This window comes from Metallosphaera sedula DSM 5348, from assembly GCF_000016605.1.
Classification (GTDB): domain Archaea; phylum Thermoproteota; class Thermoprotei_A; order Sulfolobales; family Sulfolobaceae; genus Metallosphaera; species Metallosphaera sedula.
Genome location: NC_009440.1, coordinates 673,406 through 689,466 on the forward strand (window position 1 = coordinate 673,406; position 16,061 = coordinate 689,466).

General features: G+C 45.4%; 21 protein-coding genes and 1 tRNA gene. 10 read left to right on the plus strand and 12 right to left on the minus strand.

Annotation, left to right across the window (positions count from 1 at the left end; genetic code table 11):
- The first annotated feature begins 56 nt into the window (after window positions 1-56).
- Window positions 57-950: a hypothetical protein gene (locus MSED_RS03760; protein WP_048060003.1), complete on the plus strand. Its 894-nt coding sequence runs from the start codon at window positions 57-59 to the stop codon at window positions 948-950.
- A 6-nt stretch (window positions 951-956) separates the two neighbouring features.
- On the opposite strand, the gene MSED_RS03765 is transcribed toward MSED_RS03760, so the two are convergent.
- Together MSED_RS03765 and MSED_RS03770 are read right to left on the minus strand one after the other, a co-directional pair.
- Window positions 957-1,442, minus strand: a complete 486-nt coding sequence (locus MSED_RS03765) for an NOB1 family endonuclease (protein ID WP_225938907.1) — start codon at window positions 1,440-1,442, stop codon at window positions 957-959.
- A complete protein-coding gene (locus tag MSED_RS03770; protein WP_012020702.1) occupies window positions 1,439-2,179 on the minus strand; it encodes an NAD(+)/NADH kinase in 741 nt (246 codons plus the stop codon). Before MSED_RS03770 ends, MSED_RS03765 begins: the two co-directional genes overlap by 4 nt.
- A gap of 53 nt (window positions 2,180-2,232) precedes the next feature.
- Here MSED_RS03770 and MSED_RS03775 point away from each other — a divergent pair, with 53 nt between their 5' ends.
- On the plus strand, window positions 2,233-3,300 hold the full coding sequence (locus MSED_RS03775) for an MFS transporter (RefSeq protein WP_012020703.1): 1,068 nt from the start codon (window positions 2,233-2,235) through the stop codon (window positions 3,298-3,300).
- On the opposite strand, the gene MSED_RS03780 is transcribed toward MSED_RS03775, so the two are convergent.
- Window positions 3,284-3,631 (minus strand): hypothetical protein, encoded by a 348-nt coding sequence (locus tag MSED_RS03780; protein ID WP_225938873.1) that lies wholly within the window; start codon window positions 3,629-3,631, stop codon window positions 3,284-3,286. The genes MSED_RS03775 and MSED_RS03780 overlap by 17 nt on opposite strands.
- 179 nt (window positions 3,632-3,810) lie before the next feature.
- On the opposite strand from MSED_RS03780, the gene MSED_RS03785 reads away from it, so the two are divergent.
- Window positions 3,811-4,809 carry an NAD(P)/FAD-dependent oxidoreductase gene (locus MSED_RS03785; RefSeq protein ID WP_048060262.1) on the plus strand — a complete coding sequence of 333 codons (999 nt, stop codon included), beginning with the start codon at window positions 3,811-3,813 and terminating at the stop codon, window positions 4,807-4,809.
- Between the two features lie 12 nt (window positions 4,810-4,821).
- Complete coding sequence (locus tag MSED_RS03790; protein ID WP_012020706.1) at window positions 4,822-5,688, plus strand: class I SAM-dependent methyltransferase; 867 nt, start codon at window positions 4,822-4,824, stop codon at window positions 5,686-5,688.
- Here MSED_RS03790 and MSED_RS11950 read toward each other — a convergent pair.
- From MSED_RS11950 to MSED_RS11955, 3 genes are read right to left on the minus strand one after another with little or no spacing between them, the layout of a single operon-like run.
- Window positions 5,575-6,084 carry a DUF371 domain-containing protein gene (locus tag MSED_RS11950; RefSeq protein WP_012020707.1) on the minus strand — a complete coding sequence of 170 codons (510 nt, stop codon included), beginning with the start codon at window positions 6,082-6,084 and terminating at the stop codon, window positions 5,575-5,577. The genes MSED_RS03790 and MSED_RS11950 overlap by 114 nt on opposite strands.
- Window positions 6,071-6,331, minus strand: coding sequence for a YhbY family RNA-binding protein (locus tag MSED_RS03795; RefSeq protein WP_048060005.1), 261 nt, complete (start codon window positions 6,329-6,331; stop codon window positions 6,071-6,073). Before MSED_RS03795 ends, MSED_RS11950 begins: the two co-directional genes overlap by 14 nt.
- Window positions 6,216-6,572, minus strand: coding sequence for a ribonuclease P protein component 4 (locus tag MSED_RS11955; RefSeq protein ID WP_080512787.1), 357 nt, complete (start codon window positions 6,570-6,572; stop codon window positions 6,216-6,218). Before MSED_RS11955 ends, MSED_RS03795 begins: the two co-directional genes overlap by 116 nt.
- Window positions 6,573-6,653: 81 nt before the next feature.
- On the opposite strand from MSED_RS11955, the gene MSED_RS03800 reads away from it, so the two are divergent.
- Window positions 6,654-7,283 carry a 16S rRNA methyltransferase gene (locus tag MSED_RS03800; protein WP_012020709.1) on the plus strand — a complete coding sequence of 210 codons (630 nt, stop codon included), beginning with the start codon at window positions 6,654-6,656 and terminating at the stop codon, window positions 7,281-7,283.
- Here MSED_RS03800 and MSED_RS03805 read toward each other — a convergent pair.
- The gene (locus tag MSED_RS03805) at window positions 7,274-7,852 is read right to left on the minus strand and encodes a hypothetical protein (RefSeq protein ID WP_012020710.1); all 579 of its coding nucleotides are present in this window, start codon (window positions 7,850-7,852) and stop codon (window positions 7,274-7,276) included. The two genes, MSED_RS03800 and MSED_RS03805, sit on opposite strands and share 10 nt — an antisense overlap.
- Window positions 7,853-7,934: 82 nt before the next feature.
- Window positions 7,935-8,081: a hypothetical protein gene (locus tag MSED_RS12270; RefSeq protein WP_187146788.1), complete on the minus strand. Its 147-nt coding sequence runs from the start codon at window positions 8,079-8,081 to the stop codon at window positions 7,935-7,937.
- A 270-nt stretch (window positions 8,082-8,351) separates the two neighbouring features.
- On the opposite strand from MSED_RS12270, the gene prf1 reads away from it, so the two are divergent.
- Entirely contained in the window at window positions 8,352-9,434 is a 1,083-nt protein-coding gene (prf1, locus tag MSED_RS03810) for a peptide chain release factor aRF-1 (RefSeq protein ID WP_048060006.1), read from the plus strand.
- 68 nt (window positions 9,435-9,502) lie between these two features.
- On the opposite strand, the gene MSED_RS03815 is transcribed toward prf1, so the two are convergent.
- Window positions 9,503-10,126: a phosphoribosyltransferase gene (locus tag MSED_RS03815; protein WP_012020712.1), complete on the minus strand. Its 624-nt coding sequence runs from the start codon at window positions 10,124-10,126 to the stop codon at window positions 9,503-9,505.
- A 130-nt stretch (window positions 10,127-10,256) separates the two neighbouring features.
- Window positions 10,257-10,979 (minus strand): hypothetical protein, encoded by a 723-nt coding sequence (locus MSED_RS03820; RefSeq protein WP_012020713.1) that lies wholly within the window; start codon window positions 10,977-10,979, stop codon window positions 10,257-10,259.
- A gap of 158 nt (window positions 10,980-11,137) precedes the next feature.
- Between MSED_RS03820 and MSED_RS03825 the strand changes: the two genes are divergently transcribed.
- Window positions 11,138-11,222, plus strand: a tRNA-Leu gene (locus tag MSED_RS03825).
- A gap of 201 nt (window positions 11,223-11,423) precedes the next feature.
- On the opposite strand, the gene MSED_RS03830 is transcribed toward MSED_RS03825, so the two are convergent.
- Entirely contained in the window at window positions 11,424-12,122 is a 699-nt protein-coding gene (locus MSED_RS03830) for a mechanosensitive ion channel domain-containing protein (protein WP_012020714.1), read from the minus strand.
- A 244-nt stretch (window positions 12,123-12,366) separates the two neighbouring features.
- Between MSED_RS03830 and MSED_RS03835 the strand changes: the two genes are divergently transcribed.
- Genes MSED_RS03835 through MSED_RS03845 form a run of 3 tightly spaced genes read left to right on the plus strand, consistent with a single transcriptional unit; the run spans window position 12,367 to window position 14,514 of the window.
- Window positions 12,367-12,909: a DUF998 domain-containing protein gene (locus MSED_RS03835; RefSeq protein ID WP_012020715.1), complete on the plus strand. Its 543-nt coding sequence runs from the start codon at window positions 12,367-12,369 to the stop codon at window positions 12,907-12,909.
- Window positions 12,899-13,330, plus strand: coding sequence for a hypothetical protein (locus tag MSED_RS03840; RefSeq protein WP_012020716.1), 432 nt, complete (start codon window positions 12,899-12,901; stop codon window positions 13,328-13,330). The genes MSED_RS03835 and MSED_RS03840 overlap by 11 nt, the downstream gene beginning before the upstream one ends.
- A 23-nt stretch (window positions 13,331-13,353) precedes the next feature.
- Complete coding sequence (locus MSED_RS03845) at window positions 13,354-14,514, plus strand: amidase (RefSeq protein ID WP_048060263.1); 1,161 nt, start codon at window positions 13,354-13,356, stop codon at window positions 14,512-14,514.
- Here the strand turns inward: MSED_RS03845 and ppcA are convergent.
- Window positions 14,503-16,032, minus strand: a complete 1,530-nt coding sequence (gene ppcA, locus MSED_RS03850) for a phosphoenolpyruvate carboxylase (protein ID WP_012020718.1) — start codon at window positions 16,030-16,032, stop codon at window positions 14,503-14,505. The two genes, MSED_RS03845 and ppcA, sit on opposite strands and share 12 nt — an antisense overlap.
- Window positions 16,033-16,061: the final 29 nt, after the last annotated feature.

Below are 16,061 nucleotides of genomic sequence, written 5' to 3' on the forward strand. Positions count from 1 at the left end.
CCTATAAAACGAGGTAATACTAGAAAATCTTATGAAGAAGGAGATGTCATTATACCGTGTCAGCGAAAAACCAGCTTCTTGAGCTACTGACGAGGTACGGTGGCAATCCCAGGTGTCTAGCTAGCATCACCGGAGAGTCTTCTAGAGTCATCGCAAAGGAAATCTTGGAGATGCAGAGGAATCATCACTTAACCATCTTTCCCGCAGTGTTTTCTGAGGGACTTGGGCTGGGTAAGTACCTGATTCTAGCGCGCGATTGCCCCATAAAATACGAGACTGCGTCTAAGCTATTTCACCCTATAATGAACCTGTTCAGGGGAGACATGGAGAGTAACCTCTTCTCTATTACGCTCTTCGCAGAGGGCGAGACAGTTGACAACGTGTTGGAAGCCCTCAGGTCAATTTCCTGCTCCCTGGTGATTACGTCTACCATAAAGCAGACTAGGAAGTTCGTGAGGGATCCTAGATGTTACGATTTCAAGTTTCACAGATGGACTTGTGACGACAAACTGGAGATCAGACCGGGTGAAGTCCTAGAGAATCCTCATGAACAGGATATCATGGGTGTGGTTCAGCTACAGGTGAACCCGTTTACTGATATTAGATTAATTAATCATAGGAAACACGTTTTCAAGATAGTCACAGGTTTCATGTATTCGCTTGGAAAGTCCGATTTCGTTGTGCAGGTCATCTCCAAGGAAGATATTACAGAGGAATTCCCTGAAGTGATGTGGACGGCAATTGGAGAGAACATTTTCATCTCCGAGTTGCATGTTGACAGGAAAAGGTTAGAGGTAGTCATGGAGAAGGTAAGGGATAGAGCGATGGAGACCATTATTGCACCTAAGTCACCCTTGTATGCTCTGGGCTACTCCTTACCCTATGAGATTTTCAGAGAGGGAAGATGGGTGTATCCAAGGATTGAAGTGAGTAGGGCAAAAACTGGCTAGCCCTCGTCATTTCCCCCTTTGTTCAGTTCTCATTACGCTCTTTCTCACCTTACCACCACAGACAGGGCATTCCTGCTTAGGCTCCTTGAAGGTCCTACCACAGCCCTCACAGACATAACTGAACGTCTTGATTTCCTGTGCAGTTCTTCCAAGTCTCACTGCACTGAACTTGATACCTAGTTTCATTAACACGTTTTGGACAGCGAAATCGTCAGTAAAAACCACCGCTGGGGATAAATCTATAGCTAGAGCTATCACAGACTTGTCAGTCTTAGTTAAACTGTGATCGTTTATTTCCCTCAACACCTTTTCGACCGTCTTCATGGCCGAAGGTGAAGGCTCCATGGCAATAATTTTGTTGGTTATCATTGACAGGGACAGGTTCCCCATAGAGTGAAGATCTCTTACTTCCTCAATTACTAAAGGTGTCGTAAAAACCTTATCAAAGGAGTTCTGTAGACCGCTCAGGAAGCCTGCTGTATCAAATATCACTTTCTCCAAGGCGAGATACCTCTCAGGGGGTCTATCTTAAAAAACCTATACACGATCGCGTTCCTGGAAGGAGTGATCTCAACCACATCTCCAGGCTTAACATGTCCTATCACGTTTCCATCTGCCACGATTCTTGCCTTCTGATCGTAACCTTTGCTTTCCATTACCAGTTTAATCCTAGTTCTGGGAACTATTAAAGATTTTACTGCCGAGAGTATTGGGCTAACTAGCGAAATTTCAAGGGCGTTTGGAACACCAAGGTAAACTCCTGTGATGGACATGCTCCATCCAGTGGAGCCTTGAGGCGTGGAAACTAGAATTCCATCTCCCTCGGATGTGAAACTGGTCTCTTGGAAGTGGGCTGTTACGATGATGCTCTCAGGCTCGTCGTACAGTATTCCTGCCTCGTTGAACACTTCCTTGGCAATGTTCCCGTAACTCACTCTCAGGAGAGGGTACTCATAAACGTAATAGTCTCCCTCCTTAAGTCTCTTCAATACGTTCTCCATATCCTGCGGATCAACGTCCATAAGAAAACTTCTTCTTCCAGCCTTTACTGTAATAATCGGCTTCCCAAAGTCTATGGCTCTCAGAAGCGTTCCATCCCCTCCGATAGCAATTACAATATCTGGGTTTGTTTCGTCGATTATGTATCCCAGGGACTCAGCTATGCTCTTAGCCTTACTAACCAGTGGATAGACCTGCGGAGACTCCTTACTTATGATTTTAAGTTTCATTCCTGTAATGGTCACCAGCAACGCATAATAACTCTTTTTTGCCTACTGCGTATGTGAAAGGGACAACTATACTATTTTCAAGGACAGTGTATGCCATAAGCTGGTTCTACCTGGCCCCTGAAATACCTAGAATACTGGAGGAGTTTCACGAGTCAAGCTTTATCTCTGGGGTGATACCCCTTTCCTTCTTTCTGGGATCTGGTATCATGCAGATTCCCTCAGCCTACTTGGGAACCAAGATTGGTCAAAGGAATTCCCTAGTCCTAGGTCTCCTGATCATGTCTGCGTCAGCCTTTTTTGTGGCATTCTCAGATTCCTTTACCTTAATTCTCCTTTCGTACTTTCTGGGAGGCGTGGGGGCATCCATGTTCTTCTCATCAGGCGGGGCCATACTCTCTGACCTAAATAGGGAGAGATTGGGTTTTTCCCTGGGCCTGTATAACGCCCTCTTCTGTGTAGGGGGATTCCTGGGACTAAACTGGGCACTGGTTTACAATGTTGTGGGGTTTACCCTAGGCGCAGTCCTTGTGGGAGGCCTAACCTTTGTGTCAGCTCTATTGAATCTAAGGTTACCCAATCCCAGACCCTCTTGGAGAGCCATAAGGAATAGGAAAGTTATCATCCTTGGAGTGGCCACAGCGGGCATGTGGGGGGTTTATTATGCTGTTGGAGAGCTACTACCCTCCTTCATGGTATTTTATGAGCATCAGAGAGTCCTCACCAGTTCAGCTGTAACCAGTCTCCTGTTAGTATTTTCAGCTTTAGGCGGGGTCATGGGCTGGCTTGGTGACAGGATGAGCAAGATGAGACTAATGATAGCGAGTGCGGTCATAACTTCCCTTTCTCCGCTTCTCATCTATACACCCCTCTACCTATTGGCCCTAGTCATCCTTGGAATATTCAATGAGCTCGCCTTCTCCCTCCTATACTCCGTGACGGCGTTAGAGGGAGGGATAAGGAATTCCAGTATAACTTTGGCTGTAGTCAATTCCCTCAATATCAGCCTTGGAACATGGCTCGAATTTCTTTCAGGCTATCTTGGTTTCTATGCCTGGGTAGTTATCTCTATAATAAGTGTTGTTCCTCTACTACTTTTGATGGGCCTTAGGACTCGCACCTGACCAAAAGAGAGACCTGAAAGACTTTGCTTTCGTTCTTTACCTCCACTATTCCCCTTGTATTGAGTAGTCTCACCTTGAATATTCTCTGCGGAGGACCGCCGTTAACTCTCATGGTAACCCAGCTTGAAACTCCGTTGACTACAAGAACGCACTTTCCGTCAACTTTGAAGGTTATAGACTGGGAGGGCATAAGGTGTATGGAATTCTCGGTGTAACTGGTTCCCGGAAAGCTCAATGCCTCCAACATGATCTTTCTGTAATATCTTAACCACAGGCTACTCAGGGTAATCAATGGAAGTACCAGCAACAGGAGGAATTCAGCTAACATCATCAACAAAAGTGTATCATTTACTAATATCATTAACCTAGACGCGTAGTTGTACAAAACTACACTCTCCTAGAAAAATTGATAGATAACACATCTTTAAATGGGCCTGATAGCTTTCATTACTATTCATGATTAATGTCGGAAAGTTTAAATAGTATAAATGTCTGAGTCTCATGGTTATCATGGCTGAATACGAGGTTATAGTAATAGGAGGAGGACCTGTAGGCCTTTTCGGGACCTTCTACAGCGGGCTCAGGGATATGAAAGTTTTACTTATAGATTCACAGGACGAGCTAGGAGGACAATTGGTCACCCTATATCCGGAGAAGATGGTTTACGACGTAGGCGGTTTTGCCGGGATACAGGCGTACGATCTGGCCCAGAGACTCATTGAACAGGCAAAAATGTTCGGTCCTGATATAAGAACACGTGAATGGGCAGATACCCTAGAAAAGACGCAGGACGGCATGTGGGTTGTTAAAACGGATAAGGGAGGAGAGTATAAGACTAAGACAGTGATGATTGCAGCAGGAATAGGGAAAATTACGCCTAGCAGATTAGGTGCTAAGGGAGAAGTAGAGTACGAGAACAAGGGAGTTTACTACACTGTCAGGAGGAAGAGCGAGTTCCAAGGTAAGAGGGTTCTCATTGTGGGAGGTGGTGACTCTGCGGTAGATTGGGCGCTAACTCTGGCACCCATAGCCAAGGAGGTCACGTTAATCCACAGAAGGGATCAGTTCAGGGCCCATGAGCGTAGCGTAAAGGAAATGTTTGAGGTGGCCAAGGTCTATACCTGGCACGAGCTCAAAGAAGTCAAGGGAGATGGCAATAGGGTCACTCAGGCGATAATATTTGACAATAGGACCAAGGAGGAGAAAACTCTCAACGTCGACGCAGTAATCATCAGTATAGGACATAAGGGAGATCTTGGGAACATGTTGAAGTGGGGCCTTAACATGAAGGGGAGGGACATAGTAGTTAATGGTAAAATGGAGACCAATTTGCCCGGAGTTTACGCGGTTGGAGATATAGCCTCAGTTGAGGGCATGCCAAAGTTGGCCCTAATAGCAGTTGGGTTCGGACAGGCAGCAATTGCGTCAAGCGTGGCGAAGAAGTACGTGGATCCTAACGCCTCAGTGTTCGCAGGCCACAGCTCCGAAATGGATAAGTTCAAGAAGTGATTTTCCCTCTAGATGAAATGCGTTAAAGTACCCAGGAGGCTCATGGGGAAAGTTAGGGTCAAGAGGGCCCCTGGGTACGAGGTACTATACGAAGGTGATTTTGCACTCATTCCTGTGTCAGAAGTAAGCGAAGGACTGGAAGTAGTTGAGTGCAATCCTCCTCTTAGGAGGGAAACCCCTAGACTTAACGAGATTGTCCCTGGAATTTCCTCCTTTTACATCGTGGGCGATATAATGGTAATTTCCCCCAAGAGGGAACTAACCCAGAAGGAGATAGAGAAGATAATGGTAACCTACAACAGAGTGAAAGCAATTTACCTGAGAAGGAAGGTCACGGGAGAACTAAGGGTGAATGAACTGGTTCACCTTGCGGGAGAGAAAAGGACGACCACCACCTTCAATGAGGGAGGATTGAAATACTTCGTGGATCTGGCAAAGGTTTATGTAAATCCTTCCTTGGCTACGGAGAGGCTTAAGATTGTGGACAGCATCCCCCAAGGTAGTAGGGTGTTGGACGCCTTCACTGGATATGGAGCTCTCGCGCTTCAGCTGGCGAGAAAACTAGGCTATGTCGTTGCAGGTGACCTTAACCTAGATGGGCTCATGATGGCGTCAAAGTCCGCAAAGTTGAACTCCAGTAAGCTAGTTCTAGATCTAGTTCACTTTGACGCCCACAACCTTCCTTTCAGGGATAAGGCCTTTGACCTTGCCATAGGTGATAATCCAACAATGATTGATGAGTTTGTGAACGAGCTTTGCAGGGTGTCAAGATCCGTGATCCTGTACAAGCTGGGAAGAATTCAGGAAGGATGGGAAAAGGTTAACGACTATTCTAAGGATCTCGTCATCATGAAGCGGGTCCTGAGATGCGACGAGTAGCACCTTTATTTCCCCCTGTCTCAGCCTGGGTATCAAGTCCCTTCGAAGGTCCCTCGCTGACTTGTTGGCCTTAATCAGAATGGTACCGTCGGAGATAAAGTCGGACTTCCTAACTATCATCTTTATATCCGAGCTGAAGGGTAAATCCCTAGACCCTCTCCCCATAACCATGTCCATGAAGCCATCCTTCATGATAACAAGGTAGCCATATCCCTCGTTTCTAAGAATATCCTTCACCTCGTTGGATAGATGAAGAGCTCCCTTATCTGAGTTAATACAGATAATACAATCCCCTCTCTTGGTAAGAAAGTTCTCTCTGGTTATCTCCAGGGTTGTCCTATGCTTGGCTAGAACATTTTCATGTCCGAAACAGGTAATCACGTCAGTGGCTATCATGTCTCCTCAGTATGAAGGTTCTTCCCCTTACCTCTACCAGTTCGCTCTCGGTTTCCCTTGCCACAATTTCAGGGATCTCCCCTCTATCGAGCGATTTATCAAGTAACTTCACCTTTACGGTACCATGATCCTTAAGGTGTCTCCTTATTTCCTCCTTGACTCCCTCCGTGAGTCCCCTTTTTCCTATCCTTATTTCTGCCCCTTCGGCGATTACGTCCTTCAAGTTTCTCCTTGTTTCTGGTGTCATATCTCCTTATCCAACCACACACTAGGCACGTTCTAATTAAAATCTTTGATCTTACTCTTCTTCTTTCCGTGACTCCAGGGATCAGCGGGGTTAAGCACTTCCTGCAGTATTTTCTCTTGAATTTCAGAGGTAATTTTACCCTGGCCTTCGATGTATACTGAACTGCGAGTTTCACATATTCCCTGGACAGGTCTAGGTTTCCCTCAAACGCTTCGCTGACAGCCATATCAATAAGTTTCATCGCCCTCTCTAGAACCGCTCCCCTTTTCAATGGGTTACACTATTTCGCAAACTATTTTTTATCTTTCCGTTATCCGGTGACATGGATATTATTCTCTTGGAGTCCTCACTCGAACTTGTACCGCCTGAGATTAGGGATCATCCCAGTGTTGTTAAGAACGCTGAGAGACAGGGAAAGGATCCATCTCACGTTCTCCTTGATGTTTCGCTTCACTATCACGCCATGCGGAATTTGCCCCACAAGGAGAAGAGAGGAAGGCCAGACATAGTTCATACAGCACTACTAGTTACGCTGACTGACCCTGACTTTAGGGGTAACCTTTACATTCATACCCTCGATTCCAAGGTGATCAGGGTGTCCAGGGAGATGAGACCTCCAAAGAACTACTCTCGTTTCGTCGGATTGATGGAACAGCTCCTAGTTTATGGCAAAGTTCCACTGAAGGATGAACCACTCATGGAAATCACCTCCCTTTCCCTTAGTGACCTCGTCCGTGATAGGGGTTTGATTCTCCTGGACGAACGAGGGACAAGGGTAGCGAGAACCGCACTTTGTGACCGTAACGAGTTCATAGGGATTGGAGCTTTTCCCCATGGAGATTTTAGCATAGAAACCAAGACGTTATCCAAGGGAAGCTTCTCCATTAGCCAGAACGTGTTGGAAACTCAGAACGTTCTCTGCAGATTAATTTCAGCCTGCATTCATGATTGAGATATCCTTGCCTTCGCATAAATTATTCCGCCGGGCGAAGGAGTAAGCTCGAGGATAGTGAAACCATAACTCTCCACTATCTTCTTGAAAACCATAGATGCGCAGAAGGTGGATTCAAGGCTGAAACCTGTTCCTGCTAACCTAAGTTCAAAGTCGTCATTCTCGAGCTTTCTTATTTTCAAGTCCTTTATGGGCAGTGCCGATTTGACACTCTCGTAGACGCTCATCAACTCCTCTAGGGTTGACGCCCTCGACTTCAGATACGATGCAACCTGTAATCCTGCCCCCTCACAGATGGACTGAAATCCTTTCTGATCCTTCTCATACGCCAGCCTAGCCAAGTTTTCAATATACCATGAGGTAACGGGGACGATATCTAGGTCTTTAAAGATCTTATATAGCTCAACTATGTCCTGCAGTTTCGTGGAGTCCTCTCCCATCTTTATCGTTTCCAGCATTGCCTTTAGTGCAAGGTTGGTTAGGGAGTAAATGGTATACCCTCTACTCTTTGCCTCCTTCTCTATCTCCTTGATCAGCTCACTATCCGCCGCTATATTTACTCTGCCCAACTATGTTCACAAATATGTACATAATGATACTTTATAAAATCTTTGTAATGTATTTTACTAATGCTATCTAGTTTAGACCTCTCTAGTGAGGTGTGAAGGCTATTATATCGAATATAATAAATAATATCAGAGCTATAATGAATCCTCCCAAATACCAGTTACCATCCTTAAAGAGTGCCTTTATCAAATCTAAAATCCCATTTATTTCATTCTTACTTTTTTCAGTCATATGACATACTTTGATGGACTCATTAAAAACTTTTCCTCATTATTTCTATAATAACACTATTAACCCTGTGAAACCTTAGCGGATTCTTAGGCTCTACAATCACGTGATGCTTACAACTCTCTATACCCGATCCACATGGTTGTCGGTAATATCATTAGCGAGGAGGGATAGTACGCTCTTGAGGGCGAATTTGTGAGGCATTTCAACACTTTTTTATATCATTGTCGCACTATTACTCACGATCAGGGATGAGTCTTTGACAAGTACCTCATAAGTAGGCAGGAACTCAAGGTTCTCCTTAGGGAACTTAAGAAGTGGAGTGCACCTGCGACGGTTTTGCTCTCCCTATACATCCCGCCAGGTAGACCTGTAGCTGATGTAGTTAACATGTTGAGGCAAGAGGCATCAATCTCACAAAACATCAAGTTAAAGAGGACAAGGGATGCCGTGGAATCTGCGATAACAACCGCAATAGATAGGCTCGTGAGCATTAACAAGATCCCCGAAAATGGTTTAGTGCTTTTCTGCGGGGAGAACTTCGACACAGGGGGGTTCAAGTGCTACATGTTCTCTCCTCCAGAGAAGGTCACAGTCTACTTCTACCGAACAGACAAGCAGTTCCACACGGAGTTCCTCGAGGATATGGTAGAAGTATCGGAGGTATACGGCCTACTGATCGTGGAGAGGGATCAGGGAACCATAGGAGTCTTAAGGGGTTCAAGGATTGAGGTTCTAGAGGAGATGGAAGGTTATGTTCCAGGAAAACATATGATGGGTGGACAAAGCCAAAGAAGAATTGACAGGATTATTGAGGAGCTCTATCATGATTTCTTGAAGAGCTTTGGCGAAAAGGTAAACAACTATCTCCTGCCCTATCTCGAAAGCGGTAAATTAAAGGGAATTCTCCTGGGAGGTCCAGGATACGCGAAGAAGGACTTCTACGACTCTGACTACATTGACTACAGATTGAAGAAACTGATCTTGCTCCCCTTGATCGATATCGGATACCAAGGAGAGGCAGGGCTTAGGGAAATGGTAATGAAGTCTAAGGACGTTCTTAAGAACCAGAAATACATAGAGGTGGAGGACCTAATAGAGGAATTGAAGTATCATCTAGCCAAGGATGATGGGCTAGTGGTTTATGGGAAGGAGGAAATAAACAAGGCCTTGCAGATGGGTGCCATAGACAAGTTAATTATATTTGATGACGGGACCGAGGAGAACGAGAAAATGGTTCAGGAAGCCGAGAAGTACGGAACTAAGGTTTACCTAGTAGGAGATGAGATACCTGAGGCTGAGTGGGTAAGGAAAACCTTCAGTGGCATGGTGGGGAAGCTTAGGTTTAGGATCTGAATTGCTGATGGGTCAATCATCTCTTCGTAACTCGGGAAAAACTCAACAAGTATGAAAGTTAATTTTGCTTAATCTATCATTTTTCTTCTCTTCATCTCGGATAGTATTCTTTGTAATGGTATGGGTGGCGTGATGCCGTAGTTCTCCTTAAACCCGGACTCTATAACTTTACCGTCCACTGAACGCCTCTCATCTATTAGTTTCTTAACCAGGTTGATCTCATCCTCCCAGTAATTCCACGGATACATAAACCATGCCCAATCTGTAACAAGCTGAGCATAGAAATCAGGTTTGAACTTGGATGAGGTCTCGATGTGTTGAAGTGTAGCAGTTTTCATTTCTCTTGGCGAGAAGTTCTCGCTAACGTATTTACTTGTTAGGATAAGACTATCGCCTGTGTCCGTTATGTCGTCCACTATGAGTACCTTCTTGTCACTCAGATCAACCTTGTAGGGATACTTAATTCTGGCCTCAGGCGTGTGGGAAGCAGTCACGACCCAGTGCTCCACCTTAAGCGATAGTACATCGACCACGCCCAATGAATCTGCTAGCAGTCGAGCAGGGACTAGACCTCCCCTGGCCACGGCAATGATGACATCAGGAGAAAATTCGCCCTTAATCTTTTCACTAAGTATTTCGGAAAGCTTAACTATCTCCTCCCAAGTTACCACTTTTACTGGGATTTTAGGCAAGGTTTCAGGAACCCCCTACCCTTTTTGCTCAACTCCTTAATCAAGTTTACTACGCGGAACGGTAAGGTCTTTCATGCTGTGACTCATAGGTGTTGTATAACTTCACTCCACTCAACACAAATGCAACATCCTATAAAAGAGGTTTAAAATACTCAAAAGACGTTGTAGTTAGGAGAACGTTTACGTGTTGCCTTAAATCGTGAAGCACTTCCATTATCTCCTTCAAATATTCCTCAGGAATCGAAAACTCCATGAGGAACGTTGTTCCCTGTTCTAGGCCTAACCATGCGGTGTAACGAATAAAAGGGATAGTTTGCAAGTTTTCCTTTATATCTTTGTAGGGCGTTTTAACTAAGAGTACAAAGTCCCTCCTTCCATAGTCCACTATGAAGCCCTGTATCGTTCCTAGATTTAAAGACACCATCATCATGTCATTCAAGGTTTTGTAGCTTCTAAATCGAGAGAAGGGAAGAGGCTCTGCCTCTCCTTCATACTGAAACTCATAGACTAAGGGCTCCCATGTGGCATCAACAGTCATGTCCCATTGATCTTTCTCGTGGTTGTAAGCATAGGGGTTTCCAGAAAAGTTCTCGATCTTGGTGACTGGTACTCCCTCTCCACTGAGGGAAAGATAGGATTTCCCCTTCAGGCTCAGTCTAATGTGTCTGTCTATCTCTTGGTCAAAGGAAATTCTCATGAATCTGTTTGCTAAAACTGGAGTGAAATACAACTCCTTAACTGACTCCAGGTAGCTCAGGATAACCTCCTTTCTCTCCTTCAGTAGACTTTCAAGTAAATCAAGATTGGGGCCAAATCTCCTCATTGCCTTCACTAGTTCTGGAAACTTAAGCATCTCTGAATTTTACTCAGAAAGAGATTAAAACCTTATCATTGACTTAAACCTAGGCAGGGACATTTTGGTTTACAGATCATTGGATGACCGAATACGCCTTCGTGACTCGTTAAATACGAAAACGTTATTATTTGATTTCCAAGGATTAATCAGTAAGTGCGGGGGTGCCCGAGCTAGGCCAAAGGGGGTGGACTGAGGCTCCACTGGAGTAGTCCTGCGCGGGTTCAAATCCCGCCCCCCGCATTCCTTAAAATAGATTTATGGCTAACCTGGAGGGCTCATGTATGAAATTGGGCGTAGGTGACAAGGAGTACGAAGCCTTCCTTGACATCACGTTTCATAACTGTCTAAAGGTTTTCTAAATGAGACTTACCATGGGAAAAACAAAGAATGTTGAAAAGGTGTAAATTCTCAAGATCCCCAGGTAGATAAAACGTATAAAAATCATTTACTTTGTTGCGTACTTCCTTGTCCAGACTGGGGTTGAGAAGGGGTTTGTTTTGGATACAGATATACCTTGTTTCCGAAAACTACGTTATTGGGAATGATCGCAATTGTATTGTCGTTCTTTGTTATATAAGTGAAAAGAGTTGTGATCTCCTCCACAACTCCTTCATCTCCTGTTACGCTGATATGATCCTTTATTTTGAAGGGCCTCGACAAAAGGAGGAACAGTCCTGCTACCGCTTGTCCCAAAACCTGTTGGGATGCAAAGCCCACAACTATTCCTATGAATCCGCCCAGCGCTACACCGCTGGCTCCACCAGCGACCGCCCCAGCTATTGCAGCCACAAGCGCACCAATTCCCACAAGTCTGAAAACGCTTCGCATAGATGCCGAGGTGGAATGGTCGTACTTTAGTCTCAAATTCCAGTAAACAACTGATATAAATCCCTGGATAATTAAGTATCCAAAAGCTAGCGATAACAAAATGTTAACGTAGGGCTGATAGCTGGAAATAGACTGGTTTGAGACAGTAATGTAGGGCAACTGAAGTTTTATAGACTCCAGGAATGGAAAAAGAATGTTGTTTACTATAGCTTCCACAATCACAAAAAGTATGATATAGAGAACCAGTTTCCCCGTGCTCTCGGCGATCTTCTTCCTTATTTCATTCACGGATGTAATGTTTTCCTCTTTCATTGTACAACCCTCCAAATCTATTACTTAATCTGAGAGAAAATAACAGAGGACTCTTATAAATCTACATTATAAATCTACATATGATCGTGATGTTAAGAATCCATGGACTCAGCGGTCTTGACAACGTGATGAATTATCCTTAAATAAAATACACAAATACTAATAATCATTCCTCTTGTTCTTCGTTGCTCATCAGTTGGAAACCCCGAGAATTTATAATTACTGAAAATGAAGTTTACTCGAAATGAGAAATCCTGTCCTTGGAGGTCTTCTCCTTGCTTTAGGGGTAATGCAGTTCTGGATTTTGATGTTAATCGCGGAGGAGTTGTACCCTGGATATAACCTAAACAATAATTACATTAGTGATCTAGGTGTTGGGAAAACCGCATTAATCTTCAATTCTTCAATTATTTTGCTAGGAATAATGGTTATAGCTAGCGGAATTCTCATGTCAAGGAGATCGTTCACCCCTCTCCTAGTGGTAGGAGGACTAGGAATGATGGGGGTAGGTCTATTCCCCGAAACCACAGGAACACCACATCTAGTGTCCGCTTTAATAGCCTTCCTCTTCTCAGGTTTAGCCTCTTTCCCAGCCTTCCGTCTTACCAAAACCCCTGTGAGATATTCCTACCCTGTGTTGGGTCTCATTTCCCTGGCCAGCCTATTCCTCTTTATCTCGCATAACTATCTAGGTTTAGGACCAGGTGGAATGGAGAGAATGATTGTACTCCCTGATATAATATGGTCTATTTCATTTGGTTCTTCGGTGGTGAAGAATGAGGCTTAGGCAACCCCCGAGGATAAAGGTCCTTGAGGCATTGGGAGCTATAGCTGATCAGAGGGTTAGGAAGGTAGACAATCACTACGAAGTTATCTCATCTGAAGGGGACAGAAAATATACCGTTTCCGTCGAGGGGAACAACGTTTCAAGTGATGACAATGGGACAAGGTTCAGGAACTACGTGGGTTACCCCATCATCGCAGTATTAATGTTAGAGGGAAGACTTCCCTATGACGAGGAACTGGCAAAGGCGTTAGCGGGTATACCGTGGAGGAAGCTCAATGAGGAGATGAAGGATTACTCTAAGGTAGAAGAGATAGTGTTGAAGAGGGCAGAGGAGAAAGGAGTAAAAAGGGAGAGAATAGAAGATTTCGTGAACAGGGTGATGGAGAACGTTAGAAGACTTGGACTCAACAAAGTTACCTGAACCCCTACAGAGGATAGATGAAGATGTCATTAGAGAGATTGAATTCTCAATATAACGCCTTCATTACCCTGCATGAGATGAGGGGCAGGGACGGACCACTCACCGGCTTAACCTTTGGAGTAAAGGACGTGATTGAGACCTCAGGAGTTAGGACCACGGCAGGTTCAAGGATACTCTTGGACAACGTTCCCAAGAGGAATGCCCTCATCGTGGATAGGATCCTGAGTATGGGTGGGACAATCCTGGGAAAGACCAATACCCACGAGTTTGCTGTCGGGGCCACCAACACCTCATCCGTGGCCGGTCCGGCTAGGAATCCCAGGGACAGGGATAGGATAAGTGGCGGTTCAAGCGGAGGTTCCGCGGTAGCGGTTGCACTTAACATGGTGGATGTGGGAGTAGGGACTGACACGGGTGGTTCAGTTAGGATTCCTGCCTCTCTCTGCGGAGTTATAGGTTTCAAGCCGTCATATGGTCTTTTCCCCATGAGTGGTGTCATTCCCTTCAGTTGGTCCCTGGACACCCTGGGCTTCCTGACAAGGGACCATGAGACCCTGTGGAGGGTTCTAGTGGCCCTGACCCCAGCGGAAGGAAAGAAGGCTTATGTTCGTTCTCCTAGAACCAGACCTAGGGTGGGAGTTTTCCTCTTCGACGACTCCACCAAAGATCTCCTAGAGAAAGCGATGGAATATTTCCCCCAGGCTAGACCTGTCAACCTTCCAAACATGATAAGGTACGGAAGGTGGGCTAGGAGGGTAATAGCTACCAGTGAAGGGGCGTCATATCACCTGACTTGGCTCAGGAGCAAGGAGGAGATGTACTTCCCTGATGTGAGGGATATCCTGAAATCTGGTCTGAGCATTAGTGCAGTGGACTACGTGAACGCATTAAGACTAAGGAAACTTATTCTAGAGGAATACATGAGCGTCTTCAAGGACGTGGACGTCATACTCTCCCCGACAACGAGGATTCCTGCTCCCAAGATATCAGAGGTACAGGGAAGGGAGAAGGAATTTAGGGAGGACTTAGTGGCCAATACGGAGCTATTTAACTTGGTCGGTGCCCCTTCCATCAGCATTCCCTTTTTTGAGAGAGATGGGTTACCCCTTGGTCTCATGATAAGTGGTGAGCCATACAAAGATGGTGTTGTTTTAGAGGTAGCGAGGCAGATTTTACCCAATTGACTTCCTGATGACTGCCATTTCCCTCGCATATTGTTTGACTTCGTTATATTTCTTCTCCTTGAGTGATAGCATAAGAAGTTGTGATAGTAGAGCGTGCTTCTTGGTCTCATAACTTCTAGGTCCTATCTTTACCCCCATGCTCTCCAGGTATTTGATGTCCTCCTCTAGCTTCTTTGAGATTTCCGCGTCTAGATACCCGTACGACACAAGGGTTGAGAGCCCTTCAGGGTTAATGAACTCTGAGGCCTTCTGCAGGTCATTCTTTAGGAACTTGTAGTTCTCCTCCAGTATATTCCACTGCATCTCGTTTAGTTTGCCGAGTGAAGAGATGCCAATGACCTCTGGGGGGAGGCCAACGCTGTACAGGGAGCCCACAAAGGTGATCGCTCTTGGCAACATCACCTTTCCTGTACTCCTTGCGTATCCAAACAGACTAATGTGGAGTTTCCTTGCCCTTCTCCTAGGCAGATGAAGGGCTACCGTGTTGATCAGGTTGGCCAAGCTCTCTATCACGGGTTGATAGGATAGTGTGTAGGTTTCTATGATGTCCCTGGTAACCTTCTTTTCCTCCTCACCTAGGATCCTTGGTTCCTTGACCTCCTCCCTGTTTATGTGGGAAATTGCCCCCTTCACCTGTTCCTCGCTGTAGTCATACTTGAAGGCAGACTGAATGGTAAACGTGTAAACCCCCTCGTACTCTTCCATTACTCTCTGATAGTTCTCGGGGCTTAGGTGGCCTCTAAAGGGTAAAGAACCTACTCCTATGATGGGAAAGATTGGAATTCCCAACTCCTCAGCAAGCTTCCCAGCCTCGCTTAAGGCGTACTTTGCCAGAAGTACCGCTGTCAGCATGCCGTAATTCATGGCAGGATCCGATCTGGCAATGAACAGCCTCATGTATGACGGCTTAATTGCACGATAGTACCCCTCAATAATGTTCCTTGTGTTAAGGAGTGAGTCCTTATCCTCTATGAGAGGTATAACCTCTATCCTCTTGGGATAGATCTCCCCCACTAGATCCCTCACGTAAACTCCGTCCTGAAGTTCGATGTTTTCTTCCATGGCCACTGCACGTTCGTAATACCTGGCCACAGATATGATGTCACTTGCGTTAGTGGTGAAGGGAAGAATAACCTCAAACACCGGGACTACTTTCCTGCCGTAAAATCTCTCGGCAACGTCAAAGGTAATGGGTATGCTCTCCATGGTCTCTGCGAAAACCTTCCTCTCTGCCCCCTCTATTTTGGGGTTAGGTAACCTATACGTGAGGAAAATGTCCTCACCCAGGATGTTGTTTTTAAAGTACTCGTCAAATGAGGAAAACAACTTCCTAACCACGTGGGTGTCTACATCCTTGCCCTCAGCGTCCCACATGACCTCGTGCACGTTGAGCCTGGAGAACGCGTAATATGCCTCTATTACTTCTGCCTCTCCCTCAATAACATCGCCTTTAGCCCATTCTGGGACGGTTGCGTTATCTGGATGCTGGGTAGACATGGTTCTAGGTATGGGTCGCATTTCTTGAGAAATACTTACCAACGCTTTTA

Bases quoted from the DNA above. Each gene is read 5' to 3' on its own strand.
- MSED_RS03770 (WP_012020702.1), bottom strand. From the start codon at position 2,179: ATGAAACTTAAAATCATAAGTAAGGAGTCTCCGCAGGTCTATCCACTG.
- MSED_RS03780 (WP_225938873.1), bottom strand. From the start codon at position 3,631: ATGATGTTAGCTGAATTCCTCCTGTTGCTGGTACTTCCATTGATTACC.
- MSED_RS03785 (WP_048060262.1), top strand. From the start codon at position 3,811: ATGGCTGAATACGAGGTTATAGTAATAGGAGGAGGACCTGTAGGCCTT.
- MSED_RS03790 (WP_012020706.1), top strand. From the start codon at position 4,822: ATGAAATGCGTTAAAGTACCCAGGAGGCTCATGGGGAAAGTTAGGGTC.
- MSED_RS11950 (WP_012020707.1), bottom strand. From the start codon at position 6,084: ATGATAGCCACTGACGTGATTACCTGTTTCGGACATGAAAATGTTCTA.
- MSED_RS03795 (WP_048060005.1), bottom strand. From the start codon at position 6,331: ATGACACCAGAAACAAGGAGAAACTTGAAGGACGTAATCGCCGAAGGG.
- MSED_RS11955 (WP_080512787.1), bottom strand. From the start codon at position 6,572: ATGAAACTTATTGATATGGCTGTCAGCGAAGCGTTTGAGGGAAACCTA.
- MSED_RS03800 (WP_012020709.1), top strand. From the start codon at position 6,654: ATGGATATTATTCTCTTGGAGTCCTCACTCGAACTTGTACCGCCTGAG.
- MSED_RS12270 (WP_187146788.1), bottom strand. From the start codon at position 8,081: ATGACTGAAAAAAGTAAGAATGAAATAAATGGGATTTTAGATTTGATA.
- MSED_RS03820 (WP_012020713.1), bottom strand. From the start codon at position 10,979: ATGCTTAAGTTTCCAGAACTAGTGAAGGCAATGAGGAGATTTGGCCCC.
- MSED_RS03830 (WP_012020714.1), bottom strand. From the start codon at position 12,122: ATGAAAGAGGAAAACATTACATCCGTGAATGAAATAAGGAAGAAGATC.
- MSED_RS03835 (WP_012020715.1), top strand. From the start codon at position 12,367: ATGAGAAATCCTGTCCTTGGAGGTCTTCTCCTTGCTTTAGGGGTAATG.
- MSED_RS03840 (WP_012020716.1), top strand. From the start codon at position 12,899: ATGAGGCTTAGGCAACCCCCGAGGATAAAGGTCCTTGAGGCATTGGGA.
- MSED_RS03845 (WP_048060263.1), top strand. From the start codon at position 13,354: ATGTCATTAGAGAGATTGAATTCTCAATATAACGCCTTCATTACCCTG.
- ppcA (WP_012020718.1), bottom strand. From the start codon at position 16,032: ATGCGACCCATACCTAGAACCATGTCTACCCAGCATCCAGATAACGCA.